Genomic DNA, 22536 nt, shown 5'->3' with positions numbered 1-22536 from the left:
CGCAAATCCGCACCGGCTTCGGCCGCCTGCCGGCGTCCTCGCCCGCGGGCTAAAAACGCTTACGCGTTTTCTTTACGCCCGCGCCCTGCATAGAGTTCGATTCTCCGCGGTGCGGGGATGACGCTGGCGCAGGGCGTTGCCGGCTGTCATCCGATCGGCATCGCATCTATATAGGGTCGAGGCTTTGCGCGGAGAATCCGCGTATTTGCTTCGCAAATCCGCACCGGCTTCGGCCGCCTGCCGGCGTCCTCGCCCGCGGGCTAAAAACGCTTACGCGTTTTCTTTACGCCCGCGCCCTGCATAGAGTTCGATTCTCCGCGGTATCTATAAGTAATAAAAAAGCAGGTAGGTGCGTTTACCTACCTGCCTGTAGCTATTGGTGGAGGCGCGGAGAATCGAACTCCGGTCCACGAAAGCCCCCTGATTGGCATCTCCAAGCTCAGTCACTGGTTTAGTCTCGGACGCTTTGCGCGCAGCGACACGCTCGCGGCATCCCAACCGGTTCGGTCTTAGCCCGCGCCATACCGATTACGTGCGCGGGAGCATTCCCCTAACATGACGTCGCGCCGGTGTCGGGGAAATCACCGGGTTGACGCGCCGCTATAAACTAAGCAGCGAGAGCCATAGGCTCAAAAGAAGAGTTGTTGTCAATTCAATTTGACGGTACCCCTGTTTAACGAGGCGAGGAGACCTCGGCTTGCTTCCTCTCTCAGAGCTATCGTGTCGAAACCAGTCGCCCCCGAATGTTGGGAAAGTCTGGATGGTATCGGGCCTGCAAACACCCGATAACCGTCGACTTTTCAAGGAACACGCGGGGTAAACCCCGCTCGTGGATAGCTATCTTACCACGTTCTAAAGGCAGACACCTGCTCTATGCACGAGCTGTGAAGACCCTAATGTGCGCCATACTTCGCATTTTTGCCACTGAACACGTCACGTATATTTTCGCCAAGCAAAATTGACCCGTCGAAAGGACCGTTATGGATACCAAGCAGCAACTCATCAATGCCCTCGCAGGCCTGGGCTCGACCATTACCGAAGCCATGGATGTCATCGAAGGCTTTGTCCCCTGTGGACATCCCGCCCTCACGGTATCGAACGCCCTTGTTGCGCTGGACGCTGACGATGATGCAGCTCTCGCCCAGCAGTTTGAGACCGTCGCGGGCTTTATCGACCACGTGAGCGAGAACCGCGGCGTGGCCGCCTACCACGGCATTGAGGTCGAGCTCGCGGGTCCCAAAGCCGATCTGCTCGCAGCAATCCGCGAGGTAGGCGCCCTTATGCAGACCGCAGGCGTCAAGAACACCCAGGTCAACGAGTGGGTCTACCGCAGTCTAGCAGCACTAAACGATTCCGACGAAAAGGCCGCCGAGAAGCTCGTCGAAGCTCCCGTCATCAAGGCAGCGCTTTTGTAATTAAAGGATGCGTGGCCTTCTGAGCGCCGACGTTCCGAAGGCCACGCAAACAGTTCGCGTTAACCGATAGCCGCGCCACCACGTTCGGCCAAAGCTAGAATCGGCATCATTTGGCGCGGGGTCTTTGCTGCAAGATCGGCATGTTCGAGCAGCTTGCGATTGTTGGTCACCAAGTAATCGATCTGCGCGCGCTTGCACGCGGCGAGCACCAAGTTGTCCTCGTAATCGCGATGGAGCGCTAAGTATTTGTCGGCCAGCCAAAGGCCCGATGCATCTGCACCCACGGCCGTGGCGTTTTCGGTCACGTTCCGAACAAACGCCAACGCCGCATCGCCAATTGCACGGACAGATGCCTCGTCGAGCGCTCCCCCGCCGGCAAGAACGCTACGCTTCAGCTCGTGTTGGACAACGTACAGCACGTCCTTGGCGATATGCACCGGAAAGAACAGCAACGCCCCCGTCTCCGTCGCCTGCCCAATAAACGCGCACGCGGCAAGCGACTCGGTATGCTCGGCGCAAAACGAATCGACCCATACGTTGGCGTCCACCATAATCTTAAGGGGGCCTCCGCTCACAGGATCATCCCCTTTTGGCGATAATGCTCATCCATGGCTTCGGGATAGACTGTGTCCCAGCTGCGGTCATCAGACGCAGATGATGTATCGATGCCCAGGTCCGCGTAAAGCCGATCCACCGCCGCCCATGATGCGACAAACGGCGAGGTGCCACCAGCACTAGGCGGTTGGTCGTCAACGGCCGACAACACCTCTTCGCACGAACCGCCACCCTGCGCGACCTTGGCCACCACCTTTTTGATGAGCTCGGGCAGTGTCCCGCCCGAAAGCCGCAGCGCCTCCTCGGCACGGTTCTTGACCTGGCGATCCACGCAAACGTTCACCTGCGCCATGCCGCTAGCAGCACCCACGTCGATCTCGCTCCCTTCAATTGCTATCCTCGATAGCAACACTATATAGAGACGCTATCAATTGGGGTCAGATGCAAAAGGCCTGCGCCCGGACGACACCGATGCCGTCTGGGCGCAGGCCAGATAACGTGGGCAAACACGTCTGCTAACGCAGGTAAGCCTTCGCGTTGCTCGGGCTGTAGGCGATCGTCGAGCCGTTGTGCAGCAGCGACGATGCCTGCGAGGCAATCGCGCCGGTACTGCCCAGTGCCAAGAGCGCCGAGTTGGTGAGCATCACCTTAGAATAGGAGCTCGTCAGACGATCAACGAGGCCCTGGCTCATACGGCGCAGGCGCACGATCGCAGCAAGATCCGTATCGGTCAAAGTGCGCGGAACCGATGATGGCGCGACGCCCTTCGATGGACGAAGCGATGCCGTGCGCCACGATGTACTCGACGGCAGCATGCCGCACGCGATGCCCTGCACGCAGGCATTCTTTACCGGAGCGCTGGCGAGCAGCTTGATGCCAGCCGTACCAAGCAGAAAACCGCCACCGACAAGCAGGGTGTTAAACGTCGGCTTCTACATGTTGCTTCTCCCTTTTGCCGCATTGGACACGGCACGGTGCCTCAGCACCCAAGTGAATAAGTTTACTTATGCACACTTTTGGATAATAGTTAAGAATGACTAACTATTAAGGTCAAAAATGGTTAACTTTCTGGAAATCTTAGGGTGCAGACCGGCCGACTTTCGACAATCCGTCTGCCACAACGTACATCTCCGGCATCCAAGAAAGACTCTCCCCCGTCCCAGCAAATCGAGGTCTAATACTTTTCCCGAGAAGTGAACGAGCAAAATCGGACCCCTGAAGCATCCGCATTTTTTAGTAACAAAACCGCAGGGAAAACTCGGCAAAACCGCAGGAAACAGCGTCCAAATAGTGTCGATGCTTCAGAGGTCCAAATAAGGTCGTTCACTTCTCGGGAAAAGTATTAAGCTTCGCTTTCCACAGCCCAAAAATGTGACCAAGGGACCGTCCCTGCGCCACATCCACAAAAAAATGAGGGTGCCAACGGCACCCTCATTCACCAAATTCCATTTAGCCCCGCCTGACCTGAACGGCTGAGTCGCCACGGAACCCGGGAGCCCCGGCAGGGCGGGCGCTTGCTCAAAATGAGTTCCCTTCAAAAACAATGGGCGCGCCAACGGCGCGCCCATTCACTCTATTTCCATTCAGCCCGACTGACCAGAACGGCCGAGTCGCCACGGAACCGAGGGGCCGGGCGCAGGGCCTTGCCTCTCAATGAGTTCCGCACGAACAGGAGGCGCCAGTGGCGCCTCCGTCGTGAGTCAGGACTGTCCGAAATTGAGAGGCAAGGCCCTGCGCCCGGCCCCTCGGTTCCCGCTTACGAGAGCGACGTTCTCAGCAACTCGTTGAAGAGCTTTGGGTTACCCTTGCCGCGACTCGCCTTCATGCACTGGCCCACCAAAAAGCCGATGACCTTCTGGTTGCCGTCACGATACTGCTGTGCCTGCTCGGCACAGTTTGCCAGCACCTCGTCCACAATCGGCTGCAGCGCGCCGGCATCACTCACCTGACGCATACCGCGCTCGTCGACGATCTTGTTGGGGTCGTCGCCGGTCTGGGCCATGGCCTCAAAGACTTCGTGAGCCTGGTTGGAGCTGATGGCATCGGTCGCCAGCAGCTTGGCAAGCGCTGCCACCTGAGCCGGCGCGATGCCGGACTCGGCGAGCGACACGCCCGCGCCCTTAAGGTAGGCGATCATCTCGTTCACCAGCAAGTTTGCAACCGTCTGGGCCTCCTTGCCAGCCATACCGGCAGCGGCGGCCTCAAAGAACTCGGCAAACTCCGGGTCGCCGGCGATTTGCTCGGCATCGGCCGCCTTAATGCCAAAATCGGCCTCAAAACGGGCGCGCTTGGCATCGGGCAGCTCGGGAATCTCATCTCGGCAGCCATCGATGAACTCGTCGTCCAGATCGAACGGCGCCAAGTCGGGGTCGGGGAACAGACGATAGTCGTCGGCCGTCTCCTTCACACGCATGACCACGGTGCGCTTGCGGCTGGGCTCCCAGTGGCGGGTCTCCTGATAGATAATGCCGCCCTCCTCGAGCACCTCGGCCTGGCGGCAAATCTCGTAGGCAAGGCCGTCGTGCAGGCTCTTAAACGAGTTGAGGTTCTTAAGCTCGGTTTTGGTACCCAGCTTGGTCTCGCCGCGGCGGCGCAGCGACACGTTGCCGTCGCAGCGCATGGAACCCTTCTCCATGGAGCAGTCCGAAATGCCCAGCGTCACAAAGATGCGACGGAGCTTTTCCATAAACAGGCGGGCCTCCTCAGGCGTACGCAAGTCGGGCTCGGTGACGAGCTCAATCAAAGGCGTGCCGCAGCGGTTGTAGTCGACGAGCGACTCGGCGGCGGCGGTAATGCGGCCCTCGGCACCGCCCACGTGCACCATCTTGGCAGCGTCCTCCTCCATGTGGATGCGCAGAATGCGGATGGGCACCGTGTAGGAACCGTCCTCGCGACGCTCGGGCATCTGCAGGTTGGACGCGTCATAGCTGGCCAGATGGCCGGCACGCTGATTGCCCTCGCGCATGGTCGACGTCATGGACGTAGACAGGCCCTCGGCGTTGGCCGAGGCGCTCGCCAGGCTCTGGGCCTCGGCCTCGCCAAACGCGCAATCGGGGCGCTCTGCAGCGCCGCGACCAGTCACGTCCAGGTCCAGGTGACCGTACATGGCAAAGGCGACCGGACCCTGCGTTGTCTGGAAGTTCTTGGCCATATCGGGATAGAAGTAGTGCTTGCGGTAGAACATCGAGTGGCGCTGGATCTCGCAGTTGGTGGCGAGGCCGGCCTTAACGATGCTCTCGATGGCGCGCTTGTTGGGCACCGGCAGGGCGCCGGGCAGGCCCAAGCACACCGGACACACGTTGGCGTTGGGCTCGTCATCGTGGCTGAGCTTGCAGTTGCAGAACATCTTGGTATCGAGTGCGGTGAGCTCGGTATGAATCTCCAGGCCGATCACGGCCTCCCAATCCTGCAGGACCTCGGAAAGCTCCTTCATTACAGCTCGCCTCCCTTCCCGGCAAAATCGGGCGCGACGGAAAGCGCGGGCGCACCCGTGGCGGCATCGGCAAAGCCGCGCTCCAGGGCGCGGGCAAACGTGAGCAGCTGACGGTCCTTAAACGCCGGACCCACCAGCTGGGCAGAAACGGGCAGCTGAGTATCCTCGCCCAAGCCCAGCGGCACCGAGATACCACCGTTGCCGCAAATGTTGAGCGAGATGGTGTACAGGTCGGAGAGGTACATCTGCGTGGGGTCGCTGATCTCGCCAAACTTAAAGGCCGTGCGCGGCGAGGCGGGCATGAGGATGGTGTCCACCTTGGCATACGCGGTGTCGTAGTCCTGCGTGATGAGCGTGCGGGCCTTTTGCGCAGCGTAGTAATACTTGTCGTACACGCCCGAGCTCAGCAGGTAGGCGCCGAGCATCTGACGGCGCTTGGCCTCGGCGCCAAAGCCGTGGGCGCGCGACAGCGAGCTCTGGTCGGACAGGTTGGCGCAGCCCTCCTCCTGATAGCCGTAGCGAATACCGTCGAAGCGGGCCAGGTTGGAGAACGCCTCGGCCGGGCCGATGACGTAGTAGGCGGCGATGGCGGCATCCAGGTGCGGCAGGTCGACCTCGACCAGCTCGGCGCCCTGGTTCTGCAGCTCCTGGGCGGCGCGCTGAACAGCGGCCTTGACCTCGGACGTCAGGCCCTCGGCCTCCATAAACGCGGGGATGATACCCACGCGCTTACCCTCGATGCTATCGTTGAGATGCTCGGTAAAGTCGACGGCGCAATCCTGGCTGGTGCAGTCGTACGGATCGTGGCCCGCGCCGGTAAGCGCGTTCATGGCCAGCGCGACATCCTCGACCGTGCGGCCGAAGGGGCCCACCTGGTCGAGCGACGAGCCAAAGGCGACCACGCCGTAACGGCTCACGGCGCCATATGTGGGCTTAAAGCCCACCACGCCGCACAGCGACGCCGGCTGGCGAATGGAGCCGCCGGTGTCCGAGCCCAGCGAGAGCGCGACCTCGCCCGCGGCGACGGCGGCAGCGGAGCCGCCCGAGGAGCCGCCGGGCACGCGCTCGGTATCCCAGGGGTTGTTGGTGCGGTGGAACGCCGAGCTCTCGGTGGAGCTGCCAAAGGCAAACTCGTCCATGTTGGCCTTGCCCATGGGCAGGCAGCCGGCATCGAGCATGCGCTGGACGCAGGTGGCGGTGTAGACGCTCTGGTAGTTCTCGAGCATGCGGGAAGCGCAGGTGGTGCGCGTGCCCACAAGGTTCATGTTGTCCTTGATGGCCAGCGGCACGCCCGCGAGCGGGGGCAGCGGCTTGCCTGCGGCACGATCGGCATCCACGCGCGCGGCGGCCTCGAGCGCAAGCTCGGGCGCCACCTGCAGGAATGCCTGGACCCCGCCCTCGCGCGCCTCGATGGCGGCAAGGGAGGCCTGGGCCACATCGGTAGCGGTAAAGTCGCCAGCGGCAACTCCCGCGGCAATCTGGACAGCGGTAAGGGAATCGAAGCTCTGCGCCATTACTCGCTCTCCCCCTCTCCCAAAATGGACGGCACGCGGAAGTAGCGGTCGCGCGCGCTGCCGGCGTTTTCGAGCGCGACGTCGAGCGGCAGGTCGCGCTCGGGCTCGCGCAGGTCATCGCCCATCACGTTGGACAGGCTTCCGATGGGATGGAACGTGGGCTCCACGTCGGGCAAGTCATATTGCAAGACGGGCTCGAGCATCTGGACGGCATCGTTCATGTAGGACGTCATCTGGGCGAGCTCGTCATCGGTCAGTGCGATCTTTGCGTACTCGGCGATACCGCGCACGTCTTTCTCGCTGAGTGCCATAGGCGCTCCCTTCCGCATAACAGTTAAACCGCTCTAGTATACAAGGCAACGCCGGCTTGGAGCAGGCGCTTTACCCAAATGCAGCGAAAACGTAACGAGGGCGGCGGTTGGCAGGCGGCGGGCCGGCGGTTCTGCAGCGAAACCGCACCGTCCATAGCGAAAACCGCCACAAAGGTGCCTGCCCCCTTTGTGGTGGCCGGATCCGCAGGATGGCATGACCCGGGGCGCAAACCATCACAACATTCGACGTTATTCGACAAAATCGCGATTTTCATCGAATGTTGTGATGGTTTTTACTGCTTTGCGGCACGATCCAAATGCCGGCGTCCAAACAGCAGCAGTGCCGCGGGAACCGCCGTCACGACCATACCCGCCCCGATGAGCGTCTGCTGCACGCCAAACGTCGCCGCCAGCCACGGGGCAATCGCCAGCGGCGCCACGCCGGCGAACATGCTGCCAAAGCCCATGACCGAGTTGACGCGACCGAGCTGTTCGAGCGGGGCCGTCGTTTGCACGATCGTGTTGTGGAGCGGGTTGACGACGCCCCAGGCCACGCCCAGGGCAATCTGGCCGACGAGGGCTACGCCCACGTACGGCGTTCCCACGTAGAGCAGGCTTCCCAGGCCCACGGACAGAAGCGCCACGAGCAGCGTCTTAAGGTTGACCAGGTGCGGCGGCAAGCGGAGCGCGACCACGGCGCCCAGCACCGCGCCCACGCCGCAGGCAGACGAGAGCCAGCCCATCCACTCGACACCGACATGCAGAACATCACGGTAGAAGAATGACTCCAGTGGATCGAAGGCGCCATAGCCAAAGTTCGAAAGGAAAATAATGCAGAACAGCAGGGCGAGGACGCTGTTGGTAAAGACTGTCTTGATGCTGGTCACGAAGGTGACGCGGGTGGATTTATTGGAGTCGGAGCTTTGATTGGCAGTACTTGCCGTTGTGCTGCTATCCGCGGGAGCACTTTCGCGCGCGGCGACGCGACCTGCTTGCGGCCTAAAGCCCCAACCGGCGACGAGCGCCAGTACGGTAAAGATCATCATGAGCAAAAACACCGCGTGTGACGATGCAGCCGCCGCGACAAAGCCGCCCAGTGTGGGGCCGACGATAATGCTCACGTTGGAGAGCATGGCGATGGCGGAGTTGATGTCTTTGAGCTCGACGGGGTCGTCGGTGAGATACGCCGGATAGGACGTGGCGACGGGCTGGGCGAATCCTATCACAAAGCCCAGGAGCACCGCGCCGGCAAGGACTGTTCCGGTCGCGCTGCCACAGGCGAGGATTGCCGCGCCGGTTGCCAACGTGCCGAAGATACTCGCCCGGAAATGCCGCCACGGACCCCAAGCGTCAAGCGCCGCTCCACCCGCAAAGGATCCCAGGATCACGAAGACGTTCATAAACAGGACGGCCAGCGATGTCGCAACGACCGAAGCGCCGTCCGCATAGGTGAGTGTTCCGATAACACCGATAAAGTAGCTGGTCTGAAAGCCGGTATATATGAGGAAGCGCATTGCCACCAGGTGCTTAGCCTGCGCGGACAACGAAGGGCGAGGTTTTGAGAGAAGAGATACGAGCACGGAGACTCCTCGTTTCATACGAATACGGGCGGTGGACATTCGTCGCCGTCTGTCAAATCAATCTATCCGCATGAAACATTAAGGACGCATCAGGACCCTTCTCTCCGTTTTTCGCCCGTCATGAACTACTTGGTAGATTGTAAGGCATGTCACAAAAATCTACCAAAGCAAAAACCACCACAAAGATGCCTGGCCCCTCTGTGGTGGAAATGACGTTTGCCCAGATAAAACCTGCCAAAATAAACCTGTCCCTTTTTGGCAGGTTCAGCGCCAAGCCTTAAAGGTGGTCTTGGATAAGGTCGCAGATGGCGCGGGCGTCGTTGATGTTGATGGCTCGGGTCGCAAAGCCTGCGTCGAAGGCCTGACGTGCCAGGGCTTCGTTGCAGGCAAGGGCCAGCGTGCGGCCGTCGACCAGGTCGAGCGAGCTCTTGCCACGCAGACGGTCGACACCGGAGCGCGCGACCACGATGTTGTCGAAACCCTCGGTCTTGTAGCCCTCGATGATCACCACGTCGACATCGTTGTAACGCGACAGCAGCTCGCGCGCGGGCATCTCGTCCCCCTCGCGCGTGTCGGCGTACTCCGCCCAGCGCGTGGCGCAGATGAGGCCCACGTGCTTGGATCCGGCCTGGTGATGGCGCCAGGTATCCTTAGCGGGCACGTCGATATCAAAGCCGTGGTGCCCGTGATGCTTGAGCGAACCCACGCGCAGGCCGCGACGGGTGAGCTCGGCGATAACCTTCTCGACGAGCGTGGTCTTGCCCGAGTTTTGGTAGCCGATAAACGCGATCGCGGGGACGGCCGGTGTCGGAGCTGCGGGCGCGACGGCGACGGGTGAGCTCGCGGGTGCGGCACCGTCAGTGGCCACGGCCTCAACAGCAGCGGCCTGACGCTCTGCGCGGTCCCACACGCCCGAGCGGCCGCCCTCCTTGTGCAACAGGCGCACGTCGACGATCTCCATACCGCGATCAACCGCCTTGCACATGTCATAGATCGTTAGACACGCAGCACTCGCGCCGGTCAGGGCCTCCATCTCGATACCCGTCTTGCCCGTCACGCCGGCCGTAACCAGTACGTGAAAGCCAACCTGCCCGTCCGCGCGCGCCGGTGCCCAGCCCTCGGGCATATCCTCGGCCGGCGTCCCCGCCGGAGCGATGGGCGCAATGTCGCACTTGCTCTTGGTAATGAGCAACGGATGGCACATGGGAATGATGTCGCTCGTGCGTTTGATGGCCATGATGCCCGCCACGCGCGCGCAGGCAAGCACGTCGCCCTTTTTGGCGCGGTCCTGCAGTACCATGGCCTGTGTCTCGGGATGCATGAGGATGGTGCCCTCGGCGATGGCGATGCGATGGGTCTCGGCCTTGTCGGACACATCGACCATGCGCACCTCGCCCTTGGCGTCCACGTGCGTCAGCTCGTTGCGACGTGCGTCACGGGCGGGTTCGGTGGCCGCGCTGGAAGTCGGCTGCGCGGACGCGTCGGCGTTGCCAGCATTCGCCGCGGCCGTGGCTTTGTGGGCAGACATCGCGGCCCTGCGAGCGGCCTTGGTGGCGTCGGCGTACCTGCTCTTGGCCATATGATCATCCTCCGATTTGGGACATAAATCGTTGCGTGCCCTCAATTATCGCGTGTTCCTGCGGTTTGTGGGCCACGGCATCGTGCCAAATCGAAAGTACCTGTATATCATCACCACGGCGCAGGGCGTCGCGCACCGAATACTCGGCATCGCTAAACAGGCATGGACGCACGTTGCCATCGGCCGTCAGGCGCAGACGGTTGCAATTCGCACAAAAATGGTTGGACATGGCGCTAATAAAGCCAACCGTTCCCGCCGCGCCCGGAAAGCGCCAATAGCGCGCAGGGCCCGCGCCGGCAGGAGCGTCGTTGATGTCGAGCGGCTCGAGCTCGCCCAGCCCCGTCGCGGTGGCCCCGGCATTGATGCGCGCCCGCAGCTCGTCACTCGGCACGGTATCGCTCGCGTCCCACAGCTCGGGATTGAGCGCGGGCGCATGCGGGTCCACAGCGCAATGCGAGCTCGTGTGCTCGTCGCCGATGGGCATATATTCGATAAAGCGCAGGTGGATGGGACGGTCGAGCGTGAGCCGCGCGAGGGCCGCCACATCCTGGTTGAGCCGGCGCACAACAACGCAGTTGACCTTAACGGGCTCAAAGCCCCAAGCCAGCGCCGCGTCGATGCCGGCCATGGTCTGCTCGAGCCGACCCAGGCGCGTGATCTTTCCAAAGAGCGTAGGGTCGAGCGTGTCGAGCGAGATGTTGACGCGGTTAAGCCCGGCATCTTTGAGCTGCGGCGCCAGCTTGGGCAGCAGGGCGCCGTTGGTGGTGAGCGAGATGTCCTCGATCTGAGGGATCGCGCGGATGTCGCGAATAAGCGGAATAATACGGCGGCTGACCAGCGGCTCGCCGCCCGTCAGGCGCACGCGGCGAATGCCCTCCCCCGCCACCAAGCGCACAAAGCGGGCGATTTCCTCGGCGCTGAGTAACTCGTCGTGTGCACGGGGCGCCACGCCATCGGCCGGCATGCAGTAAATGCAGCGGAAATTGCACTTGTCGGTAACGGCAATGCGCAGGTAGTTGATATCGCGGCCAAAACCGTCATGCTGCACGTGCCCGTCCACGCTGCCCTCCCCTCACGCGGCGTTTTATTCTTCGAAAAACATAATACCCCACGAGAGAATCATGCCGACACCCGTACGACAGGACAGGTCGCTTCGAACAAGACCGGCTTTCCAAGCCCATCCTCAACACACAAACCTTGACTCTACAATCGTTGTAGGGTTTTCACTACACTGGTACGGAAACAGACCCAGCCAGAAAGCCCCACCTATGGAACACGACCTCACACGCGGCAATGTCCTTAAGACCATCGCGGTCTTTGCCCTGCCCTATATGCTCTCGTACTTTTTGCAGATGCTCTACGGCATGGCCGACCTGTACATGATGGGGCAGTTTAGCGGTGCCGCCGGCATCACCGCCGTGGGCAATGGCGCACAGACGCTCTATATCATTACCGTGACGCTCGTGGGTCTGGCCATGGGAACGACGGTTATCGTCGGCCACGCCGTGGGCTCGCGCCGCTTCGATCGCGCCGAAACCGTCATCGGCAACACTATCACGCTGTTTATGGGTGTCTCGGTCGTGCTGGCAGCCATCCTGCTCGCACTGTGCCCACAGATCGTGGCACTTATTGGGACGCCAGCCGAGGCAGTCGAAGGAACCGCCGCCTACCTGCGCATCTGCTTTGTCGGCATTCCGTTTATCGCCGCATACAACATCCTCTCGGCCATTTTTCGCGGGCTGGGCGATTCGCGCTCGCCCATGTACGTGATCGGCGTGGCGTGCATCATCAACATCGCGCTCGATTTTCTGTTTATCGGCTACATGGGGCTCGGCCCCGTGGGTGCGGCACTCGGCACGGTAACCGCCCAGACGGCAAGCGTTGCCCTCGCGCTCGTGTGGCTTAAGAGCCGCCGCACGAACATCCACGTTAAGCGTAGCGACCTGCGCCCCCAGCCCGAGGTGCTCGGCAGCATCCTTAAAATCGGCGTGCCCGTGGCCGTGCAGGACGGCTGCATCCAGGTGGCGTTTATGTTTATCACCGTCATCGCCAACCATCGCGGCCTGGTCGACGCCGCCGCCGTGGGCCTGGTCGAAAAGATGATCAGCTTTTTGTTCATTGTACCGAGTTCCATGGGCGCCACCGTCAGCGCACTCACGGCGCAAAACGCCGGCGCGGGCAAGGGCGACCGTGCGCGTCAGGTGCTCAAAGACGCCATGACCATCTCGGTGGTGTACGGCTGCCTGATCACGGTGCTGATGTGGCTGGTGGCGCCGGCGTTTATTGGCTTTTTTGCCAAGGACGCTGCAGTAGTCGCTGCCGGCACCGGCTATATGCGCAGCTATATTTTCGACGCGATTTTTGCCGGCATCCACATTTGCTTTAGCGGCTTTTTCGCTGCATATGGCAAGAGCTACATCGGCTTTGCGCACAACGTGCTGGCCGTGGCGCTCATTCGCGTGCCGGGCGCGTGGCTGCTGTCGAACGCCTATTCCGATACGTTGTTTCCCATGGGCATCGCCTCGCCGTGCGGGTCAATTCTGTCGGCAGTCATCTGTGTTGTCGCGTTTACCGTGCTCAACCGGCGCGGGGCTTTTGACAAGTTAGCAGCGTAGCGGGGCCACGCGAAATCGCCCTCATTGACGACATCATCAGCGACGACCCCGCGACCTATGTGACGCAGATCACGATGCCGGTTTCCCCAACAAAGTAAGAACCGCCCGGAAGGCATCGCGCTTTCGGGCGGTTCTTCAATTTGACTATTGATGCCTTAAGCCTGGGGCACCTCACCGGTAGCCAAGATCTGCTCGAGTGCGTCCTCGTCCAGCACGGGTACGCCCAGCTGCTCGGCCTTGGTAAGCTTGGAACCCGCTTTGGGACCGGCAACCAGATAGCTCGTCTTCTTTGATACGCTGCCCGAAACCTTGGCGCCGAGCACCTTGAGCGCCGCGCCCGCCTCGTCGCGCGTGCGGTTGACGAGCGTGCCGGTGAGCACGAAGGTCAGACCCGCGAGCGGCTGTGCGTCGGCGAGCTCGCCTGCCACGCCAGCGTCGGCTGCGGCTTGCGCGTGCGCGGCGCCCAAATCGACCTCGAGCGACAGGCCCGCCTGGCGCAGACGTTCCAGGACGGCAAGGTTCTCGGGCACGGCCAGGAACTGCTTGACGCTCGCCGCAATCTTGGGGCCGATGCCCTCGCACTCGGCAATATCCTCTTCGCTCGCCAAGATAAGCTTGTCAATCGACAGGAATCGCTCGGCGATGACCTCGCCCACGCTCTTGCCCACGTGACGGATGCCCAGGGCAAACAGCACGCGACCGAGCGGCTGACTCTTGGACTTGTTGAGCTCGGCGATGATTTTCTCGGCCGTCTTGAGGCCTACCGGAATGGGATCGCCCTTCTTAACGCCCTTTCTGCTGTTGGAGCTGGCATAGGTGCGCCCCGTGTCCAGGCCGGCGATGTCGTCGACCGTGAGCTGGTAGAAGTCTGCGACGTCGTGAATCAGCCCGGCGGCGATCATCTTGTCGACGATCTCGTCGCCTAGGCCATCGACGTCCATGCAACCGCGGCTCACCCAGTGGAGCAGGCGCTCCTTGAGCTGTGCGGGGCAGTCGATGGACACGCAGCGGTAAGCCACCTCGCCATCCTCGTGGACCACGGGGCTACCGCACACGGGGCAGACCTCGGGCATGTGCCAGTCAACCGAATCGGCCGGGCGCTTGTCGAGCACCGGACCCACGACCTCGGGGATAACGTCGCCCGCCTTGTGCACGATGATGGTATCGCCCTCGCGCACGTTTTTGCGACGGATCTCGTCGATATTGTGCAGCGTGGCGCGCGCGATGGTGGAGCCGGCAACCGTCACCGGGTCGAACTCGGCGACCGGCGTGAGCACACCGGTGCGGCCCACTTGGATGCGAATTTCGCGCAGGACGGTCTGCTTTTCCTCGGGCGGAAACTTAAAGGCAATGGCCCAGCGCGGCGCGCGGGCGGTAAAGCCTAGGTCGAGCTGTTGCTGGAAGCTGTCAACCTTTACGACCACGCCGTCGATGTCGTAATCCAGGTCGCCGCGGTGCTCGAGCGCCTGGGCACAGAACTCGTGGACCTCGGCCGGCGTGGCGCAACGAGCCACGTTAGGGTTGACGCTAAAGCCGGCGCTACGCAACCAGTCCAGAAACTCGCGCTGGCTGTGGACGTGCAGCGGATCGGTATCGGCAATGGCATAGATAAAGGTGGCCAGGTCGCGGCGCGCCGTGACCTTGGGATCCTTCTGACGCAAGGATCCGGCAGCGGCGTTGCGCGGGTTGGCGAAAGGGTCGCGGCCCTCGGCATCGGCCTCTTCATTCAGGCGAACAAAGCTGCCCTTGGGCATGTACACCTCGCCGCGTACCTCGATGGTGCGCTCGCGGTCGGCGCCCATGTGAGCGAGCGCCGGCTCGGACAGGTGCATGGGCACATCCTTGATGGTACGGACATTGAGCGACACGTCCTCGCCCGTGGTGCCGTCGCCGCGCGTGGCGGCGCGCACAAAGGTGCCGTTTTGGTAGGTAAGCGCGACGCCCAGACCGTCGATCTTAAGCTCACAGGTATAGGTGACGCTACCGGCACCGAGCGCATCCTCGGTGCGCTGGAGCCAAGCGTCGAGCTCGTCCAGATCCATGGCATCGTCCATGGAATACATGCGCGCCATGTGCTTGACCGGCGTAAACTGCTCGCTCACGTAGCCGCCCACGCGCTGGGTATAGCTGTCGGGCGTCACCAGGTCAGGGTAGGTAGCCTCGATTTCCTGCAGCTCAACGAGCATTTTGTCAAAGGCAGCGTCCGTGATCTCGGGCGCATCGAGCATGTAGTAGCGGTAAGCATGGTAGTCGAGCTCGTGGCGCAACTCAGCCGCGCGCGCTGCCGCCTGGGCACGGGTATCGGCCGGCGCAGCGGTATCCGTGCTCGCTGGCGTTTCGGTATCGATGTCCACGCCGTCACCAAACAGGCTCGATTGCTCCATAGCGGCACTCCTTCGCTCGATTTCAAACGGATACAAGAGTACCACCGGTCGCGATGGGGCCGAATAGCAGTCTCAAACCGCACCGAATCGGCAGCCGCCAGACCGGGGTTGGACAGTTAGTTCAGATTTGTATAATTACGCGCGCCGAATCGAGCTGAAATATCGGCTTTTCGCCCCAATCAATCGTTCTGAACGGCAAATTAGGTTTGCTTCCGTCTTCGAGACACCCATCTCGGCCCATCTTTCATTTCAAAACCGCTCAAAACACGCCTCAGACCGCACCCGTTTTATACAAATCTGAACTAACTGTCCAAGCCGTTCCGAACCATGCCCTTGCCATTTCTAAATGATCCGTTTTCCTCCGTCCCCAACGGATCAATAAGAGAAGAGGGGCTGTCCCGCGTTGGCGGAACAGCCCCTCTGGCTTCGATATGTGCGATACAGCTCGTTAGAAACCCTGACCGTAGCCTTGCCCCTGACCCTGTTGGCCCAGCAGTTCTTCCAGGTACTGGCGCAGTTGCTCGTCGGTAATGCCGCCGTTGCCGGTGTCGGTCGCGCTGTCGTTCTGCTGCTGGTTCTGCAGCTCCTCATCAGAACCCAGCTCGACCGTGACCTTTTTCTCTTCCTTGCCGCGCACGAGCGTGATCTCGACCTTCTCGCCCACCTCGTGGCTGCGCAGCGCGATAATCAGGCCATCGGCGCTCGTAATCTCATCGTCACCCAGCTTGGTGATGACATCGCCCTCTTGGATGCCAGCCTTGGCGGCAGGACCGTCCTCGACGACACTTGCCACATACGCGCCGCTATCGGTGCCGAGATTGTTAGTGCGGGCGTTGAGCGCGTTGACGCTCGAAAGCGTGGCGCCCAGGTATGGATGAACCGGCGTCTTGCCGTCGATAATCTGGTCGGCGATGTTCTTGGCATAGTTGACCGGAATGGCAAAGCCCACGCCCGAGCTGGAGCCCGAGTAGCTCTCGATAAGAGAGTTAATACCCACGAGTTCGCCATTGTCGTTAACGAGCGCGCCGCCGGAGTTGCCCGGGTTGATGGCGGCATCGGTCTGGATCATGTTGGCGTAGATGGTGTTGCCGCTGGTAGAACTCATGGCCGTGGAGCGATACAGCGCCGACACAATGCCCGTGGAGACAGATTGCTCGTTGCCGAACGGCGAGCCGATCGCCATGACCCACTCGCCCACGTTGAGCTTGGAGGAGTCACCGATCTCGATCGGGGTGAGCTTGGAGGATTCGGCATCCTTGAGCTTGATGACGGCCAGGTCGCTCGAGGCGTCGTTGCCCACGAACTCGGCCTCGTAGGTGGTACCGTCGTCCATGGTAACCACGTACTGGTCATAGCCATCGACCACATGGTTGTTGGTGAGGATGTGGCCCTCGGTATCGAGCACCACGCCCGAACCGACGCTGCCCGAACCATCCGACTCGTCGGCAGACTGCGAAAGCGAGCCATTCTGGCTACCGCTCGAAGTGGCGGTGATGGAAACGACGGAGGGCAGGGCCTTGGCAGAAACGGCCTCGGCAAGCGTGGTGTCCTCGGAGTCGATCGTAATCTTTTGCGTCGATGAACCCGAAGCACCCGCCGTCACGACATTCTTTCCGCCGCCAATGTTGAGCGTGCCACTCATAATGAGCGCGATGACCAGCAGGGCGCCGCAGGCACAGCCGGCGAGCGCCGTAATAAAGATCGGCAGCTTTTTGGTCCTGGTCTTGACCACCGTGTGCTTGTTTACAACCTGCTGACCGCCCAGCGGCTGGCCGGTCTGTGTGTCGTAGGCCTGCACGTAGGGAATGTTGCCGTCGGCAGGCGTCGACTCCACCTGCACGCGCGGCTGCTGCTGGGTCTCGCCAGCGTTGCCCGCATCCTGGGGACGCTGGGAATCGTTCTCGCTCATAGCTGCGATCCTTTCGTCTAATAACCAAAGGCCCGCCAAACATGTGGCGGGCCATCATTGTTCACGTTGAGTTGTACCCCAATATGCGGGCGAACGTGTATGAGAACGTAATCTTTAAGGAATGCTTAAGTTCTGCTGCAAACTCGAAAGGGATCCACGCATGCGGCAAAACCACCACGAAGGCGCCTGCCCCCCTTTGCGGTGAAAAGCTAGTCCTTAAACAGATAACCCACGCCGCGGACGGTGGTAATGTGCGCCGCGATCTGCGGGCCCACCTTGGAGCGGATACGTCGGATGTGCACGTCGACGGTGCGCGTGCCGCCGCAGTACTCAAAACCCCACACGCGGTGCAGCAGCACCTCGCGGCTGTAGGCGCGGTTGGGGTGCGTCGCCAAAAAGCTCAGCAGCGAGTACTCCATCAGCGTCAGGTCGATGGGCTCGTCGTCGAGTGTCACCTGGTAGGTAGCCAGGTTAATCTCGAGGTTATCGATGTTGAGCACATCGTCGGCGGTGATGGTCTCCTCCTCGCCCATCAGGCGCTGCGCACGAGCCTTAAGCTCGTTGGGTGTCGCCGTGGGGCATACAAAGTCGGCATGCGCGTGATTGGGCAGGCGCAGGGTGCCGAGCGCCTCGTCGTCGACGATCACCAGCATGGGAACGCCGCCGCGGTCGTCAAGCCACTTGGCAATCTGATCGATGCGGTCGCTGCGGATGCCATCGGAATCGAGGATCAGCAGGTCAAAGTCATGCGCCGCAGTCGGCGAATCGGGGGTTGCCAGGCTCACCTCGACACCCAGGGTGGTCGTCAAGCTGCGGGCAAACTCGTGGAAGCGCGTCGTGCGCGCCATGAACAGGGCACTCTTTTCGGACATATCGACCTCCAAGGAAATGAGCTCAATCGTACTGGAACAAGCCGGCGCGATTAGGAGTTCGCCAGGTAGTGCTTGATCTCCCACTCGGTGATCGTGGACTCAAACTTATGCCACTCGTCGCGCTTCTTTTTGAGGAAGAAGCTGTGGATGTGCTCGCCGAGGGCATCCTTCATAAACTGCGATTCCTCAAACACGTCGAGCGCCTCTTTGAGCGAGCGCGGCAGCGGCGTATAGCCGGCCTCGACCATCTGACGGTCGGTAAGCTTGAGCGTCTCGGCCGTTGCCTCGGGCGGGAGTTCCAGCTTGCGCTCGATGCCGTCCAGACCAGCCGCCAGCGTGACGGCGTTGACCAGGTACGGATTGGCCATGGGATCGGGGCTGCGAAGCTCGATGCGCGTGGACAGCTGCTTGCCGGGCTTGTAGACCGGGATGCGGACCATGCTCGCGCGGTTGCGCAGGCCCCACGTAGCGTACTGTGGCACGGAGTCGCCGCCCGTGGTGATGCGCTTGTACGAGTTGACCGTGGGGTTGGTGATGGCGCTGATCTCGCGCGCGTGTGCCAGAATGCCGGCCATATAGTGCTTGGCGATATCGGAGAGGTGGTACTTCTCGTCGTCCTCGCCCCAAAAGACGTTGTTGCCGTCGTGGTCGAACAGCGACTGATGCAAAAACATGGCGCTGCCGTCCTCGCCCGCCAGCGGCTTGGGCATAAAGGAGGCGTGGCAACCGCTCTCGTAGGCCTGCTGCTTAATGATGAGTTTGGCCGTGGTGATGGCGTCGGACATGCTCAGGGCCTCGGCGTGACGCAAGCTAATGCCGTGCTGCGAGCGGCCGGCGGCGTGGAAGGTGTACTCCACGGGCACGGACATCTTCTCGAGCGTGAGCACCGTATTGCGGCGCAGGTCGCGAGCGGCATCGCTCACCGAAAGGTCGAAGTAGCCCACGTTGTCGAGCGGCTCGGGGGTGTGCTCGTCGGGGAAGTAGTAATACTCCAGCGCGGCACCCACGTTGAGCAGGTAGCCGGTCTTCTCGGCCTTATAGAACATGCGGCGCAGGGCGTCGCGCGGGTCGCCGGCAAACGGCTTGCGATCGGGAGTGCACACATCGCAGAACACGCGGGCGACGCCGTTATGGCTCGGGCGCCACGGCAGGATCTGGAAGGTCGAGGCGTCAGGGAACGCGAGCATGTCGGCTTCCTCGGGCGTGGCAAAGCCCTCGATGGCGGAGCCGTCAAAGCCAATACCCTCCTCAAAAGCGACCTCGAGGTCTTCGGGGCTAATGGCAAAGTTCTTGAGGCGGCCGAGAATGTCGACAAACCACAGACGCACAAAGCGGATGTCACGCTGCTCTACGGAACGGAGTACGTAATCGATGTTCTGCTGGTTCATGTCGCTCCCCTTTCTTTCGGGCGGGTTTCGACTGGTCTATATCGCAGATACTATCGCAGAAAAATGTTTCCGCAGGGTTAAAGCGTATCAAGCGCCCAAAAAACGAGCGCGAACAGGCAGTTACGAACGAGCGGCTAGCGCGAGGTCGAAGCGCGGTGTTCGATGTGGCCGGGAACCTCGATGCGCTTAGGGGCGAGCTTTGCGGCATCGCCCACGGTGGTGGTAACAACGTCGATACGCTCGGAGAGGCGATCGACCACGCGCTCGGCGATGGTGAGGGTGTCCTGCGCGGCCGTGGTGACTCCACCAAAGAGCACATGGTTCCAGGGATAGTCGTCAAACGTCGCGATCTTGAGCCCCGCCGGCAGCGAGGGGCCAAGCTGCGCCAGCGCCTCGGTCAGGCGCAGGAAAACCAGGCCGTTGACGGCAATGAGGCCGAGATCTTTTCCTGCATAGCCACGGATGGTCTTGTCCAGGCGGCCGACGCCCGTGGCGCCGCCATCGGCCAGGGTGACGACCTCGCCGGAAAGGCCGCGGCGCGAAAGCTCGTCGGTAAAGGCCTCGGCGCGCTCGCGACGGACGGGGCTGTCGTCGCTTGCTTCGGTGAGCAGGCACAGGTGCTCGCTGCCCGCAGCAGCCAAGGCGTCTACCAGGCCGGCGACCAGCTCACGGTTGTTAGATGTCACCAGATCGACACCGCCGTCGGCAACGTCGCGGTCGAGCAGCACAACGGGCAGGCGTCCCGCTGCCGCGACGATCGCCTCGTCGTTACCACCGCAGGTATTGACGACCAGGCCGTCCACGCCAGCGTCGATAAGCCTGGTGAGCGACTCGGCCTCCTTGGCGGGATCGTTGCCGCTAATGGCTGTCATGAGCGAGCAGCCGCGCGCGGCGGCGCTGGCGGAAAGGCCCTCGAGCATGGCGCTGGAGAACGGGTTGGCGATGTCGGCCAAGATCACGCCGATGAGGTTGGTACGCGAGCTGCGCAGATTGCGCGCGGCGGCACGTGGGCGATAGCCGGTACGCTCGATAACCTCCGCAATGCGAGCACGGGTTTCCTCGGTCATTTGCCCGGGGCGGTTATTGAGATAGCGCGAGACCGTGGCCGGGCTCACACCCGCCTCGACGGCAATGTCCTTGATTCTCATCTGCGCCATAGCGCACCCCGTTTCCCCATTGTCGGCAGTCTGAGCCATTTTAGGCATTTTTTAAAATTCTCGGTTGCAAAACGCTGTAGGTGAGCAGCATCGTTTTTGCGTCTCGAGCAGATGCGATAATGGGCTAGATAGCCGAGTCTTTGGACAGCTCAAAATAATCGGGATGTAAGGCGATAACCGGACCTTGCTCTTCGGGCATCAGGTGCAGGTGTGTCTCGGCCAGATAGCTCGCCGCGTCGGTATCGCCCCTCTTAATGGCCTCGAGAATCCGGCGATGCTGCCGACGAATCGGCTCCCAATCTAGATCCTGCGACACCATACGCAACCAGTTGTATCGCTCAAAATGCGTATTGACGCTCTTCATCCAATCCCACAACATGTGACGGCCGGCAATCTCAAAACACGTCTCATGGAACAGGTTGTCCAGGTCAAAGAAACGACGCGTTTCGCCATGGTCGAGCGACTCGGACTCGGCAAGAATCTGATCGAGCCGATGCTTTTGCTCGGGCGTGGCGACCGAGCAGCATTTAATGAGTACGCTTCGCTCGAGTTTCTCGCGCAAGAAACAGGCGTTCTCGGCGCGCTCCATGCTGATCTTAGAGACGTAGGTGCCGCTTTTGGGACGCGTTTCCACCAGCTCCTGCTCACGCAGGCGCACAAAGGACTCGCGAATGGGCGTACGCCCGATTCCCGTCTCCTTTTCCAGACCAATCGCCGAAAGGCGCGTGCCGGGCTTGAGCTCGGCATAGATGATCTTGGAGCGCAGTGCATTGTATGCCTGATCTTGCAAGCTTTGATTATGCTGGTGCTGTTCCATAAAGCCCTCGGATAAGCCCTCGGTTAGTCGAATACCACCATGCAATACTATCGCATCGACACGCCCCAGCTCCCAATCAGTCTTTTTGGGACGGGGCTCTTTTAGCTACCCTAGCCCGCAGATCGGCCCCTTGCCACAAAAGTGGCCCATCTACTACGTTAACACGGATAGCCTCGGCCATACCAAAAACCGTGAAAACAAAACCGCAGGTAGGCAGCTTGTCGATTTTCGAAAAAGCCGACTATGGTTGACCCCTGAGGCTTAAACGTAGTAGATAGGCCCTTTTCGTGGCGCAGCACTACTGCACCCCAAATTGGCACCCCGAGCCTGTTATAAGTTGCTGCGAAATACGGACGGTTGATGATCAAGGCGCGCTATGCGGGTTGCTATAGCTCGAACGTCCCACGTCCGATGCACCAAAGCGTTTGCGACAGCTTCGCGAAACGCCTCGAGAGGAATTCGATCGGTTTGGACGCGCTCCATCCCTTCGATACGCTCATAACGGTAGTAGCGTGCAAACATAGCCACCGCCCTGTCCACCTGCTCAATTGCGGATACATTTGTCGCCGCCTCGCGATCCAAGATCACATCCTCGGTATCACCAAAACGGACGCAGTCGATGCCCGGAAAATCATTCTTATCCGCCAAAATCGCCGCAGCGTTGGTATAGCCATCTTTGCCGAGCAAGCGAAGCGTGCGCATAATATCCGGCGTTAGCTCAGAAATGCCGAGATGTTCAACACACTTATGCTCGAGCGTGTGAAAACTCAAGTCCTGGCGAGCCGACGTGAGCGCGTCGAACGTTACGTTGCTGCCTTCGAGCGTCAGCCTGCAATACTCAAACCGGTCGACCTCCACCGTTGCCGAATCGTTTCGCCTGTAGGCCTTCAAGATATAAGACGAAAACCGTTTGCGTACTGATTTATCCGAGACGCAAACGGTTTTCGTCTTGATTTGCGTACGGAATTAAGACGCATAATTTCGCTTTCGTATGGCTCAATCGATCA

General features: G+C 61.1%; 18 protein-coding genes and 1 other RNA gene. 2 read left to right on the top strand and 17 right to left on the bottom strand.

The window, feature by feature from the left end; genetic code table 11:
- Nucleotides 1-377: 377 nt before the first annotated feature.
- Nucleotides 378-741: a transfer-messenger RNA gene (gene ssrA / locus ACTQ40_RS06525) on the bottom strand.
- A 239-nt stretch (nucleotides 742-980) separates the two neighbouring features.
- Here ssrA and ACTQ40_RS06520 point away from each other — a divergent pair.
- The gene (locus ACTQ40_RS06520) at nucleotides 981-1415 is read left to right on the top strand and encodes a hypothetical protein (protein ID WP_441016416.1); all 435 of its coding nucleotides are present in this window, start codon (nucleotides 981-983) and stop codon (nucleotides 1413-1415) included.
- A 59-nt stretch (nucleotides 1416-1474) separates the two neighbouring features.
- Here ACTQ40_RS06520 and ACTQ40_RS06515 read toward each other — a convergent pair whose 3' ends face one another.
- The 9 genes from ACTQ40_RS06515 to moaA all read right to left on the bottom strand — a co-directional run bounded on the left by ACTQ40_RS06515 (nucleotide 1475) and on the right by moaA (nucleotide 11447).
- Complete coding sequence (locus tag ACTQ40_RS06515; RefSeq protein ID WP_441563647.1) at nucleotides 1475-1990, bottom strand: type II toxin-antitoxin system VapC family toxin; 516 nt, start codon at nucleotides 1988-1990, stop codon at nucleotides 1475-1477.
- The gene (locus tag ACTQ40_RS06510; RefSeq protein WP_441563646.1) at nucleotides 1987-2340 is read right to left on the bottom strand and encodes a hypothetical protein; all 354 of its coding nucleotides are present in this window, start codon (nucleotides 2338-2340) and stop codon (nucleotides 1987-1989) included. Before ACTQ40_RS06510 ends, ACTQ40_RS06515 begins: the two co-directional genes overlap by 4 nt.
- A gap of 145 nt (nucleotides 2341-2485) precedes the next feature.
- Complete coding sequence (locus ACTQ40_RS06505) at nucleotides 2486-2806, bottom strand: hypothetical protein (RefSeq protein WP_441563645.1); 321 nt, start codon at nucleotides 2804-2806, stop codon at nucleotides 2486-2488.
- Nucleotides 2807-3726: 920 nt separating this feature from the next.
- The gene (gatB, locus tag ACTQ40_RS06500) at nucleotides 3727-5403 is read right to left on the bottom strand and encodes an Asp-tRNA(Asn)/Glu-tRNA(Gln) amidotransferase subunit GatB (protein ID WP_441563644.1); all 1677 of its coding nucleotides are present in this window, start codon (nucleotides 5401-5403) and stop codon (nucleotides 3727-3729) included.
- Complete coding sequence (gatA, locus tag ACTQ40_RS06495) at nucleotides 5403-6917, bottom strand: Asp-tRNA(Asn)/Glu-tRNA(Gln) amidotransferase subunit GatA (RefSeq protein WP_441563643.1); 1515 nt, start codon at nucleotides 6915-6917, stop codon at nucleotides 5403-5405. The genes gatB and gatA overlap by 1 nt, the downstream gene beginning before the upstream one ends.
- A complete protein-coding gene (gatC, locus tag ACTQ40_RS06490; protein ID WP_035136890.1) occupies nucleotides 6917-7228 on the bottom strand; it encodes an Asp-tRNA(Asn)/Glu-tRNA(Gln) amidotransferase subunit GatC in 312 nt (103 codons plus the stop codon). The genes gatA and gatC overlap by 1 nt, the downstream gene beginning before the upstream one ends.
- A gap of 293 nt (nucleotides 7229-7521) precedes the next feature.
- Entirely contained in the window at nucleotides 7522-8808 is a 1287-nt protein-coding gene (locus tag ACTQ40_RS06485) for an MFS transporter (protein ID WP_441563642.1), read from the bottom strand.
- Nucleotides 8809-9085: 277 nt separating this feature from the next.
- A complete protein-coding gene (gene mobB, locus ACTQ40_RS06480; RefSeq protein ID WP_441049155.1) occupies nucleotides 9086-10387 on the bottom strand; it encodes a molybdopterin-guanine dinucleotide biosynthesis protein B in 1302 nt (433 codons plus the stop codon).
- 4 nt (nucleotides 10388-10391) lie between these two features.
- The gene (moaA, locus tag ACTQ40_RS06475) at nucleotides 10392-11447 is read right to left on the bottom strand and encodes a GTP 3',8-cyclase MoaA (protein ID WP_441563641.1); all 1056 of its coding nucleotides are present in this window, start codon (nucleotides 11445-11447) and stop codon (nucleotides 10392-10394) included.
- A gap of 208 nt (nucleotides 11448-11655) precedes the next feature.
- Here moaA and ACTQ40_RS06470 point away from each other — a divergent pair, with 208 nt between their 5' ends.
- On the top strand, nucleotides 11656-13002 hold the full coding sequence (locus ACTQ40_RS06470; protein WP_441563640.1) for an MATE family efflux transporter: 1347 nt from the start codon (nucleotides 11656-11658) through the stop codon (nucleotides 13000-13002).
- Between the two features lie 155 nt (nucleotides 13003-13157).
- On the opposite strand, the gene ligA is transcribed toward ACTQ40_RS06470, so the two are convergent.
- The 7 genes from ligA to ACTQ40_RS06435 form a co-directional block, all read right to left on the bottom strand.
- Complete coding sequence (ligA, locus tag ACTQ40_RS06465) at nucleotides 13158-15386, bottom strand: NAD-dependent DNA ligase LigA (protein ID WP_441559709.1); 2229 nt, start codon at nucleotides 15384-15386, stop codon at nucleotides 13158-13160.
- Between the two features lie 448 nt (nucleotides 15387-15834).
- The gene (locus ACTQ40_RS06460) at nucleotides 15835-17295 is read right to left on the bottom strand and encodes a S1C family serine protease (protein WP_441563639.1); all 1461 of its coding nucleotides are present in this window, start codon (nucleotides 17293-17295) and stop codon (nucleotides 15835-15837) included.
- A 209-nt stretch (nucleotides 17296-17504) separates the two neighbouring features.
- Nucleotides 17505-18167: a response regulator transcription factor gene (locus ACTQ40_RS06455; protein WP_427728642.1), complete on the bottom strand. Its 663-nt coding sequence runs from the start codon at nucleotides 18165-18167 to the stop codon at nucleotides 17505-17507.
- A gap of 50 nt (nucleotides 18168-18217) precedes the next feature.
- Complete coding sequence (locus ACTQ40_RS06450; protein ID WP_441563638.1) at nucleotides 18218-19555, bottom strand: glutamine synthetase family protein; 1338 nt, start codon at nucleotides 19553-19555, stop codon at nucleotides 18218-18220.
- Between the two features lie 134 nt (nucleotides 19556-19689).
- A complete protein-coding gene (locus ACTQ40_RS06445; protein WP_441563637.1) occupies nucleotides 19690-20712 on the bottom strand; it encodes a LacI family DNA-binding transcriptional regulator in 1023 nt (340 codons plus the stop codon).
- A 124-nt stretch (nucleotides 20713-20836) separates the two neighbouring features.
- On the bottom strand, nucleotides 20837-21529 hold the full coding sequence (locus ACTQ40_RS06440; RefSeq protein ID WP_427719797.1) for a GntR family transcriptional regulator: 693 nt from the start codon (nucleotides 21527-21529) through the stop codon (nucleotides 20837-20839).
- 330 nt (nucleotides 21530-21859) lie between these two features.
- Nucleotides 21860-22420, bottom strand: coding sequence for a hypothetical protein (locus tag ACTQ40_RS06435; protein ID WP_441563636.1), 561 nt, complete (start codon nucleotides 22418-22420; stop codon nucleotides 21860-21862).
- Between the last annotated feature and the right edge of the window lie 116 nt (nucleotides 22421-22536).

The sequence above is a fragment of the Collinsella sp. Sow4_D11 genome, assembly GCF_052116465.1.
GTDB lineage: Bacteria > Actinomycetota > Coriobacteriia > Coriobacteriales > Coriobacteriaceae > Collinsella.
The sequence above is the reverse complement of the archived record's forward strand: the minus strand, read 5'-3'. Positions and strand labels throughout refer to the sequence as shown.

Bases quoted from the DNA above. Each gene is read 5' to 3' on its own strand.
- ACTQ40_RS06520 (WP_441016416.1), top strand. From the start codon at position 981: ATGGATACCAAGCAGCAACTCATCAATGCCCTCGCAGGCCTGGGCTCG.
- gatB (WP_441563644.1), bottom strand. From the start codon at position 5,403: ATGAAGGAGCTTTCCGAGGTCCTGCAGGATTGGGAGGCCGTGATCGGC.
- gatA (WP_441563643.1), bottom strand. From the start codon at position 6,917: ATGGCGCAGAGCTTCGATTCCCTTACCGCTGTCCAGATTGCCGCGGGA.
- gatC (WP_035136890.1), bottom strand. From the start codon at position 7,228: ATGGCACTCAGCGAGAAAGACGTGCGCGGTATCGCCGAGTACGCAAAG.
- mobB (WP_441049155.1), bottom strand. From the start codon at position 10,387: ATGGCCAAGAGCAGGTACGCCGACGCCACCAAGGCCGCTCGCAGGGCC.
- ACTQ40_RS06470 (WP_441563640.1), top strand. From the start codon at position 11,656: ATGGAACACGACCTCACACGCGGCAATGTCCTTAAGACCATCGCGGTC.
- ligA (WP_441559709.1), bottom strand. From the start codon at position 15,386: ATGGAGCAATCGAGCCTGTTTGGTGACGGCGTGGACATCGATACCGAA.
- ACTQ40_RS06460 (WP_441563639.1), bottom strand. From the start codon at position 17,295: ATGAGCGAGAACGATTCCCAGCGTCCCCAGGATGCGGGCAACGCTGGC.
- ACTQ40_RS06455 (WP_427728642.1), bottom strand. From the start codon at position 18,167: ATGTCCGAAAAGAGTGCCCTGTTCATGGCGCGCACGACGCGCTTCCAC.
- ACTQ40_RS06450 (WP_441563638.1), bottom strand. From the start codon at position 19,555: ATGAACCAGCAGAACATCGATTACGTACTCCGTTCCGTAGAGCAGCGT.
- ACTQ40_RS06445 (WP_441563637.1), bottom strand. From the start codon at position 20,712: ATGGCGCAGATGAGAATCAAGGACATTGCCGTCGAGGCGGGTGTGAGC.
- ACTQ40_RS06440 (WP_427719797.1), bottom strand. From the start codon at position 21,529: ATGGAACAGCACCAGCATAATCAAAGCTTGCAAGATCAGGCATACAAT.